This window comes from Streptomyces katrae (assembly GCF_000966975.1).
Classification (GTDB): Bacteria; Actinomycetota; Actinomycetes; order Streptomycetales; family Streptomycetaceae; genus Streptomyces; species Streptomyces katrae.
This window is the reverse complement of record NZ_JZWV01000411.1, coordinates 1-6,438: the sequence shown is the minus strand read 5'-3', so window position 1 is coordinate 6,438 and position 6,438 is coordinate 1. Positions and strand designations below refer to the sequence as shown.

Below are 6,438 nucleotides of genomic sequence, written 5' to 3'. Positions count from 1 at the left end.
CCCCCGAGCCGCTGGTAGAGAACGTGCCGCGACCGCCGGGCACGGGTGACGAGGCCGGCCCGGTGGAGGATCTGCAGGTGGTAGGAGACGGTGGCCGGGCTCAGGTAGAGACGCTGGGCGATCTCCGTCGTGGATAACGGCTGGCTCAGCTCGGCCAGGAGCCTTCGCCGCATCGCCCCGATCAGCGGGTGGTCCTGCGCGGGCGGGAGACCGTCGGCCTGCGTGGCGGGATAGACGATGAGCGGGGTGCGTGGCGCCGGCGTCCCGGGCGGCTCCCCGGCGCAGAAGAGAGCCGTGTCGACGAAAACGCTCGGCGTGAGGATCACCGCTTCCGCGTCCAGCGTCAGCCGGTGGATGCTGTCCGGACGGAGGTGGACGAGCAGTTCGCCGTCGCGCCATTCCAGGTTCGGCGCCAGCCGGTTGAGGGTCTCCGCGAGCCCGTACTGGGCGATCTGGGCGATCTGGGTGGCGCGGGTGGTGACGTCGGCTTCCAGTCGGGCCCGGATGGCCGGCCACGAGGGCTTCAGTGCCGCGTGCCAGAACCGCCCCATCTCGTCGGCGAGCCGGCGCGCGAAGTGGTCCTCCCCCTGGTCGAGGGCCTGCAGGAGTTTCCGCGGCGCCGGGCGGCCGGAGGCGGGGTCCCAGGAGTGGCCGTTGACGGCGCCGGCCAGTTCGTAGCGGATCCGCTCCCGCGGGGTCGTCGCGATCTGGTGCAGCGCGGTCTCGATGTCCGTCAGGAAGGCCGGGGGTTCCGGCCGCAGGAAGTCCGGGGCGTAACCGAGGGGGCCTCCCCCGGCGACCACGGCCAGCAGCCCGAGCCGGTGCCGGATCAGCGCGTCCGTGGCTCTGGCCCGCCAGGGCGGGGTCAGGGTGCCTGGGCTGAAGCCGAGGAGGCGGAGCAGGTCCTTGGCCGAGCCCACCGGTGAGACCGCGAACCTCACGTCTCCCAGCCCCCGGACTCCCAGGCGGATCCGGATCACAGGCGTTCCCCCTTCGCCAGTTCCTTCGAAAGAAATCGAATCATTCGACCGGTCAATCGGCGTCGAGTTTCCTGGATTCACCACACAGATCGGCTCGAAAGGAATCCCGACCCGTGACCGTTCACAAGAAGCTGGCCACCGTCGCGGCTGCCGTCGCGACCCTCACCGTCGGTGCCACGAGCGCGGCATCCGCGCAGGCCGCCGAGCCCGCCTCCCACCACGTGGCCTGGGAGCAGGGCCAGGCGCCCGGCGCCCGGGACGGCTCCCTCGCCGCGGGCGTCTACGTCCGGATCTACAGCCTGTACCGGGGGACCCCGGGCCAGTGCCTGGACGCCGACGCCAACGCCGGCGGCAACGGCACCAAGGTCCAGGTGTGGGGGTGCAACGGCACCACCCAGCAGGAGTGGCTGCTGTCCACGGACGGCAGCCTGCGGAGCGTACGGTTCCCGGGCATGTGCCTGGACGCCGACACCAACGGCGGCGGCGCCAACGGCACCCGGGTGCAGCTGTGGCAGTGCAACGGCACCACCCAGCAGCAGTGGTACCACCCCTCGGGGGACCTGGCCATCTACAACGTCCGCTTCAACAACGGCAACAACACCGTGCTGGACCGCGACACCAACGTCCCCGGCAACGGCGCCCGGGCCCAGCTGTGGGGCAAGAACTTCCAGTCCCAGCAGTGGTGGGACGTCCGGACCGCCTGACGCCGTCGCCCTTGAGGCGGCAGTCGCGGAGGGATGAGGAGTCCGGTGCCCGGGTAGCCGCCGTCGGCGATCGTGAGGGTCTTGCCGACGGCGGCCTTGGCGCCGGACTCCTCCCACGCGTTGCAGTCGTCGCGGTTCCCGGCGAGCGACGGCCGACCACGGCGATGGGGACCAATGTGCCGTCCACGATGAGCACGGCATCCTTGACGAACCGTTTGCGGGACTGGAGCGCGAACATCGGCCCGAGGTGATCGACGATGCGGTCCGCTGCCGACTTCGAGAACTCTCCGGCTTCCATCCCACGATCGCCCTGCACGTCGCGCTGCACGACCCGGCTCGGGTCCTGCGGGAAGTCGAGGCCAAGCAACGCGGGCTCTCCTGCCATGTCCTCAGTGTGGCCCCGCGCGGAAGACTTGCGGCGGCGCGGAGCCTGGATCGTCTTCGAGGACGAAGCCGGATTCTCCATGACGCCGCCGCACGCGAAGACCTGGTCACAGCGCGGCCGGACCCCGGTGGTGCGGGTCCGCGGCCGCACCCGCAGACGGATCTCCAACGTCGCCTTCAGTACCCCCGAACACCTCGTCCAGCGCATCCGGCGCGGCCTACGGCACATCCGGTACCGCAGCGAACTCCTAGACGGCTGACTCGCCGAGACCGGCCTGACGATCAGACCCACCTGAGCGATCCGGCCACATCAGAAGTTCAACCTCAGTCACGCAGGGCGGACGCGAGTGCCTCGGCCAGGGTCACGGGCGGGCGGCCGATCAGGCGGCGCAAGTCGCCGGAGTCGGTGTACATCTCGCCGCGGTTCATACCGCGGTCAGCGTCAGCGAGGACCTCCGCCAGCTCGGCGGGCAGGCCCGCGGAGGCCAGTGCCTGGGCGAAGTCGGCCACCGGGAGGTCGGCGTAGGCAACCTGCTTTCCGGCCGCGGCGGAGATCGCGGCGGCGAGCTCAGTCAGGGTGAAGGATTCGTCGCCGCCGAGCTCGTACACGGCGCCGGTGTGGCCCTCAGCGGTGAGGACGACCGCTGCGGCCTCGGCGTAGTCGGCGCGGGACGCGGCGCTGATCCGCCCCTCGCCCGCGGCGCCGACGACCGCGCCGTTCTGCAGGATCTGCGGCAGTTGGCTGGTGTAGTTCTCCAGGTACCAGCCGTTGCGCAGCAGCACGCTGGGGATTCCGCGGTCCCGCAGATACGCCTCGGTCTCGCCGTGCGTGGCACCGATGACGGTAGTGGCCGTGTCCGCGTGCGTCGTGCTCGTGTACGCCACCAGCGACACGCCTGCGGCCGCCGCGGCGTCGATCACGCGGCGGTGGTTGGCGACCCGCTCGCCCACGGGGACCGAGGCCGATATCAGCAGCAGCCTTTCCGCCCCCGCGAACGCCTCGGCCAGGCCGTCGGGGTCCGCGAAGTCGGCGCGGCGCACCGTGATGCCCCGGTCGGCCAAGTCCTTGATCCCGGCGATGTCCCGGCCGGTCGCGATGATGTCCGCGGCCGGGATCCCGCGCCGCAGCAGTGCCTCGACGGTGAGCCTTCCCAGCTGGCCGGTGGCTCCGGTGACGACGATCGGCATGATGGTCATTCCTTCCTTCCGCGCGTGCCTTGCACGCCTGCAACGGTCTGTCCGCCGCGGGATGGAACACAGAATGACCTGGACACTCTCCGTTGGGGAGTAGCCACTTCTTGGTAGGGTACTTACCCTAGCGAAAGCATTGAGGTGAGCCGTATGGCTGCTGTCGGGAATGTGACCGGGCCCATGCCGTCATTCGATCCGTACGAGCGCGGCTGCCCGTCGCGGGACCTGCTCGACCAGATCGGCAGCAAGTGGGCGGTCCTCGTACTCGGCGAACTCGGCCGGAACGGGACCTCCCGATTCGGCCGGCTCCGGCAGGCGCTGGCGGGCGTGAGCGAGAAGATGCTCACCCAGACGCTGCGCACCCTCGAACGCGACGGGCTGGTCAGCCGGACCGTCTACCCAGCGGTGCCGCCGCACGTGGAGTATGAGCTGACCGCGCTCGGCCAGACGCTACGGGAACCGCTGAAGGCGCTCACGGAGTGGTCCGTGCTGCACATCGAAGAAGTCATCACCGCCCGCGAAGAGTACGACGACCGCACTGAGCGCACCAGGTAATCAGCGGCGGCCGGCGGTCTGGTCATAGACGGCCGCCTCGCCGAGACCGGCCCGACCATCAGACCCACCTGAGCGACCCGAATTTGCTTGGCAGGCACCAGGGCGCTCGGCAGCAACACCCGGAGGCGCGGGCTAGAGTGGCCGGTGGCGCGGCACGATCATGGAAGTAGCGGTATGTCCACTGCCCTGCCCTCTGACGTCATGTCCAGCGGAGTCGTGTCCCCTGACGCCGCGTCCGCCGGTGCGATGTCCACGGCTCAGCACGCCGCCGTCGCGGCAGTCCTCGTACTCGTCCTCGGCGCGGTCGGGTTGGCCCTGCGGCGGCCACTCCTGCGGCGAACCGGCGCCTCGCCCACCGCCGTGCTCGGTCTGCTGCTCACGGCCGCGGTGCTGGCGGGGATCACCCTGCCGGACCAGGTGGTTCCCGGGGTGGGCGCGCGGCTGGCCGCTTGCCTGGACGGCGCGTCGGTGCGAACGCTGGGCGGCGGATTGGCCCACCACGCCGCCAACGTCGTGCTCTGGACGGCACTCGGGGTGTTCGGCACGCTGGCCGTCCGCCGTCCGGGGCGGGTCGTGCTGGCCGTGTCCGTGGTGTGGGCGGCCGTCGAGCTGGCGCAGACCCTGGATCCGGTGCGCTCCTGCCAGTACGTGGACTGGGCGGAGAACACCCTGGGCGCGGCCCTCGGGGCGCTCGCGGCGTGGGCGGTGGCGCGGCGCCGCGCCACCGTCGGCGGCCCGGCGTCCAGCCCGGACGAGGCGCGTTGAAACCGTACGCGGAAGTCGTGGGCCTCCCCTGAACCGGTCGAGGACAAGCTGGTCGGCGTGGGCTGGCGCCGGTGGGCTTGGCCGTCGGCCTTCCGGTCGATGCCTCGGTGGGCTTGACCAGGAACTCCTCCAGCCCGGACAACCTCCGTCCAGGTCTCCGGGCGGCGTCAGTGGCGGCGTGTGCGGGCCCGGTGGGGTGGCCGGTTCCGGGCCTCGTCGGCAGCGGGGTCCGGCCGGGGCGGTCGGTTCGGCGGGCGGTGGCGGGTGTGGAGTGCCAGGGCCAGGCAGGCCGCCGTCGCACCGACGGCCAGGGCTGCGGGAAGCCTGGCGTATGCGGTCCGTGCGGTCGGCGCCTGGGCGGCGAGGAGGACCACCGCCGTCGCGGCGGCGGCGGCCAGTGCGGGTGTCGCCCGCGGCCTGCCGGGCGGGGCGGTGACGCCGGCCGTCCACGGGTCGGTGACGAGCAGGTAGGCGAGCAGCAGGGCTGCGATGCAGACGACCAGCCAGGGGGCGGGGTCGGTGGCCGCGGCGATCGCGATGGCGGCGGCTGGCAGGACGGTCGTCCTGCGGCGGGCCAGGACGGCCGGCCAGCGCATGGAGGTGTGGACCGGGCGCGCGTCGACCATCGGAGCCGCCCACCACGCGGCGGCGGCCGCCGCTGCGGTCACCAGCAGCCTGACCGGCGGCGAGGCGTGCAGGGCGGCCGACGGATCGCAGGCGGCGATGACGAGGGCCGTGCCGAGCAGCCGGTCGGTGAGGCGGGAGGTGAGCCGGGCGGGTCTGCCACCGGAGGGACGGGGGGCCGGCCGGGCGGGGGCGGTGGTCATCGGGTGCCTCCCTGGACGCGGGTCCGCAGCAGCGGCGCGAGGGCGAGGTCGAGGGTCTCCCCGGGCCGGTGGGCGACGACCGCGACGCCGCTTTCGACGAGGGAGAAGCGCATGGCGTCCCGGTCGGCCCGCCACAGCCTCAGCGCGAGTTCGCCCTCGGTGTCACCCGGGTCCACGACCGGGTCGCCGGTGGGGATCTCGACCACGACCACCGGGTTGGACCGCCCTCGTACCTGGTGCAGGACGTCGAAGATCCGCTGATCGGTCAGCGGGGTGATGACGTACACCAGTGCCCCGGCGGGAAGTGCGGGCGGGGGGAGCGTGCCGAGGCCCTCCGAACGGTGGCTGCGGTCCTTGCGGACCGCGAGCACGCTCTCGGCGATGCGGTAGAAGTACCCCTGGCCGCTGCCTGGTTGCAGCCAGCGGGTCGCACCCCCGATCGATACGACGCCGACCCGGTCGTGGGTGCGCAGGTAGGCGCGGACCAGCCCGGCGGCGGCACGGAAGGTCGCGTCGAGGGTGGAGGTGCCGGTGACCGGGTCGACCACGTCGGTGAGCACGTCCAGCAGCACCACGGTCTCCGCCGTGCGCTCGGCGGCGAAGCCGTGGACCTGGAGGGTGCCCCGGCGGGTGGTGGCGGGCCAGTGGATCCGGCGCTGCCGTTCGCCCCGCGCGTACGGGTGCACTCCGGTGACCTCGACCCCCTCGCCGCGCTGCGCGGAGGTGTGCTCGCCGAGGCGTTGGGGCAGCCGGACCGGGATGGGCGTGAGGCCCGCGTGCTCAGGCACGGGGAAGACGGAGATCTCGCCGAGGTCAGCCCGTATGGTGCGGCGGGCCAGCCCGCCCCGGTCGTAGACGTCGACGTCGACCGTGCCGAGGGTCCAGCGGCCCCAGGGCTGTGCGGTCAGGACGAGTTCCACGTGGTGCGGGCCCGCTGCGAGGTGGTCGAGCCGGACCCCGGGCCCCAGGAAGACCCCCGGGTCCAGGCGGCCGCTCACCCCGTCGTAGTGCACGGCGATCCGCACCGTGACC

General features: G+C 72.5%; 7 protein-coding genes and 3 pseudogenes. 5 read left to right on the top strand and 5 right to left on the bottom strand.

Translation table 11 applies throughout. The annotated features are described in order from the left end of the window. Positions 1-941: ArsR/SmtB family transcription factor (locus VR44_RS15955; RefSeq protein ID WP_157880314.1), on the bottom strand; the 941-nt coding region annotated here is incomplete at its 3' end. A 152-nt stretch (positions 942-1,093) separates the two neighbouring features. On the opposite strand from VR44_RS15955, the gene VR44_RS43930 reads away from it, so the two are divergent. Then, positions 1,094-1,684 carry a ricin-type beta-trefoil lectin domain protein gene (locus VR44_RS43930; protein WP_045948154.1) on the top strand — a complete coding sequence of 197 codons (591 nt, stop codon included), beginning with the start codon at positions 1,094-1,096 and terminating at the stop codon, positions 1,682-1,684. Positions 1,685-1,707: 23 nt separating this feature from the next. Here the strand turns inward: VR44_RS43930 and VR44_RS42625 are convergent. Next, positions 1,708-1,964: pseudogene (locus VR44_RS42625) on the bottom strand (IS5/IS1182 family transposase); the annotation flags it as partial. Between VR44_RS42625 and VR44_RS47205 the strand changes: the two are divergent. Further along, positions 1,908-2,045, top strand: a pseudogene (locus tag VR44_RS47205) (hypothetical protein); the annotation flags it as partial. The pseudogenes VR44_RS42625 and VR44_RS47205 overlap by 57 nt on opposite strands. A 61-nt stretch (positions 2,046-2,106) precedes the next feature. Then, positions 2,107-2,235 (top strand): annotated as a pseudogene (locus VR44_RS49140) (IS630 family transposase); the annotation flags it as partial. 157 nt (positions 2,236-2,392) lie between these two features. Here VR44_RS49140 and VR44_RS15940 read toward each other — a convergent pair. After that, entirely contained in the window at positions 2,393-3,265 is an 873-nt protein-coding gene (locus VR44_RS15940) for an SDR family oxidoreductase (RefSeq protein ID WP_094191682.1), read from the bottom strand. Positions 3,266-3,439: 174 nt separating this feature from the next. Here VR44_RS15940 and VR44_RS15935 point away from each other — a divergent pair, with 174 nt between their 5' ends. Next, positions 3,440-3,814, top strand: a complete 375-nt coding sequence (locus tag VR44_RS15935; protein WP_425424514.1) for a winged helix-turn-helix transcriptional regulator — start codon at positions 3,440-3,442, stop codon at positions 3,812-3,814. Between the two features lie 174 nt (positions 3,815-3,988). Next, positions 3,989-4,579, top strand: a complete 591-nt coding sequence (locus VR44_RS41235) for a VanZ family protein (protein WP_107072520.1) — start codon at positions 3,989-3,991, stop codon at positions 4,577-4,579. Positions 4,580-4,746: 167 nt separating this feature from the next. Here the strand turns inward: VR44_RS41235 and VR44_RS15925 are convergent, their stop codons facing one another. After that, positions 4,747-5,406, bottom strand: coding sequence for a hypothetical protein (locus tag VR44_RS15925; protein ID WP_045948152.1), 660 nt, complete (start codon positions 5,404-5,406; stop codon positions 4,747-4,749). Beyond that, on the bottom strand, positions 5,403-6,438 hold a 1,036-nt coding region (locus VR44_RS15920; protein ID WP_045948151.1), incomplete at its 5' end, for a DUF58 domain-containing protein. The genes VR44_RS15925 and VR44_RS15920, both read right to left, overlap by 4 nt.

Coding starts and splice junctions, on each gene's coding strand:
- VR44_RS15940 (WP_094191682.1), bottom strand. CDS start 3,265: ATGACCATCATGCCGATCGTCGTCACCGGAGCCACCGGCCAGCTGGGA.
- VR44_RS15935 (WP_425424514.1), top strand. CDS start 3,440: ATGCCGTCATTCGATCCGTACGAGCGCGGCTGCCCGTCGCGGGACCTG.
- VR44_RS41235 (WP_107072520.1), top strand. CDS start 3,989: ATGTCCACTGCCCTGCCCTCTGACGTCATGTCCAGCGGAGTCGTGTCC.
- VR44_RS15925 (WP_045948152.1), bottom strand. CDS start 5,406: ATGACCACCGCCCCCGCCCGGCCGGCCCCCCGTCCCTCCGGTGGCAGA.